General features: G+C 45.4%; 1 protein-coding gene and 1 pseudogene. Both read left to right on the top strand.

All coding sequences use genetic code 11. The features are described from left to right. A pseudogene (locus tag WBA23_RS04155) lies at positions 1–434 on the top strand (SusC/RagA family TonB-linked outer membrane protein); the annotation flags it as partial. A gap of 11 nt (positions 435–445) precedes the next feature. Then, positions 446–2,020 carry a RagB/SusD family nutrient uptake outer membrane protein gene (locus tag WBA23_RS04150; RefSeq protein ID WP_424580986.1) on the top strand — a complete coding sequence of 525 codons (1,575 nt, stop codon included), beginning with the start codon at positions 446–448 and terminating at the stop codon, positions 2,018–2,020. Positions 2,021–2,340: the final 320 nt, after the last annotated feature.

Here is a 2,340-nt window from a genome sequence, read left to right as displayed (position 1 = left end):
GGGTAGAAGTTTACAATGCACTTAGGACAGTGCAAGAACGATCCACCGGAGGATGGGGGAATAAGCGAAATACCGTATTAGATCGTTGGACAGGAGACGGAACCAGTAATTTTATACCTAGAGCAGCTGTGAACGATCCCAACAGTAATGAGAGGGCTTCTGACCAATGGGTAGAAGATGGGTCATTTATCCGACTAAAGAATGTGCGTCTCTCGTATACCTTACCGCGTAGTTTAATGGAAAATATCAACTTAGGCGGTTTAGGCTTAAATCTGTACGTAGTAGGTACTAATCTACTAACACTCACCGAATATACTGGCTTCGACCCTGAAATTGGTTTGCGCAATAGCAATAACCCCGAGTCAGCGGGGGTAGATGCTGGTCTTTATCCTTTAACCCGTCAGTACACCGTAGGTTTACAGTTATCATTCTAACAGACATTACCATGAAAAAAATAGTATTTCTCATTACCATATTTTACTTCTCTTCTTGTACCGATATGCTGGATCAAACTGATCCTACAGCACCTACTGGGGAGGTGTTCTTTGCTACCTCTAATGATTTACAACAGGCGGTAATAGCAGCATATGCCGGGCTCTCTACTTCAGGTGCTTTTCATAGAATAGGCATAGTTGGCTTTGAACAATTTAGCGACAATGCGTATAGTGGGTCCTCAACCACTGATGGTGCTCATGCAACTTGGACAACCTTTAATTATGATCCCCAGAATCGGAATATTCGTCAAGGATACGATGCGCTATATCAGCTAATCAATTTAACGAATCAGGTTATTACCCGTGGGCCGGAAGCAGATGTAGACCAAGCAGAGCTTACTCAAGCCCTAGCCGAGGTTCATTTCCTGCGGGGGTTTGCCTACTTCTATCTCACCATGGTGTGGGGAGATGTACCGATTGTAACCGAAATTCCTAACGATCCCGCCGGTTTTGCTCCGGCCGCTTCTCCGGCTGCGGAGGTGTATCAACAAGCGATAGATGATTTTATCTTCGCCGAGAATAATCTTTCTCCCACCGCGGCTCAGGGGGGAAGGGTTACTAGTTGGGCGGCCAAATCAATGCTGGCGAAGGTTTATCTGTTTGGAGCCGACGAACTGAGTCGTTCTGAGTGGTACGGGCTATCGGAACAGAAAGCATTGGAAGTGGTAAATAGCGGCTCTTATGGTCTTTTTAACGATGCCGACACTCCCGCTGAGAATTTGGAATCAATTTTTCAGACTTTCAACGAAAACGGGAAAGAGCACATCTTCACAGTGAACCACTTCAATAGCGGGGGTAACTGGAGCGATGGCAACGTAGCCAGTCAATTTCCAATGGCCATGAATCCTCGGCAGATGCGTAATAATAATAACATGTGGGGTTTCGGCTGGGCTTACGTCTACGAGGCAATAGATGATATTTGGGACGATGCTGATGCTCGTAAAGATTATAACATCTGGTTTCAGGATGAACCTATTATTGTAAACGGCGATACCACTGGTTTCTACGATCAAACCAACCAAAATCGTTGCTGCGCCCGACTCACCGGTTTTGGACCTCAGAAGTTCTGGTACCAGGAAAAAACGAAAAACGTGAATGGACAATCCACTTTAGGCTTTCCGGTGTTGCGCTACGCTGAATTATTACTTATTCACGCAGAAGCCGATTTATTAAGTGACGGCGCGCTAAGTGCCGACGGGCTTAATTCTTTGAACACCGTTCGATCTAGAGCAGGATTGCCGGATCTTGCGCTCGGTGAAGTAACTATTATGACTATTCTGGAAGAGAGACGTTGGGAATTGTTCCTAGAAGCCAAAAGGTGGTTTGATTTTGTGCGGAAAAGAAATTCTTTGCCTAACTTGATTAATGAGGCGTTCGCTCAGATTTCCGAGTTTGATACTGACAGTAACGACATGGATTTGGCAGCTTTTATTCCCGAACGGCACTGGAAGCTGCCTTATCCCCAATCAGCCATTGACCGCAATCCCAACCTAACGCAGAAGCCGGTCTGGGCTGCTTCGGAGTAGCTAAATAAAATAATGCAGTAACGTTGGCTGCGATAGCCCAATTCAAATGTTGAGTTGGGCTTTTTTTGGTAGATTCTATATCATACGCCCTAGTAAATCGTAGTTTGAAGGTGAACTCATCGTTCCGACCGGTACCTTTTGTGTCATAGATACAAGTCAAAATTTATGATCAGAAATTTCTGTAGAATAGCTCTTCATCATCTATTGATCTGCCTGGTACTAGGGCTGCTAAACTGTACGGGGCGTAGTGGACCAGAAGTGCCTTCTTACCTAGCCCAAGCAGCCACCAAACTTAGCCAATCCAACTATCCGTACAATAG

It is taken from the genome of Tunicatimonas sp., from assembly GCF_049647865.1.
Taxonomy (GTDB): domain Bacteria; phylum Bacteroidota; class Bacteroidia; order Cytophagales; family Cyclobacteriaceae; genus Tunicatimonas.
This window is presented reverse-complemented; position numbering and strand designations above follow the sequence as displayed.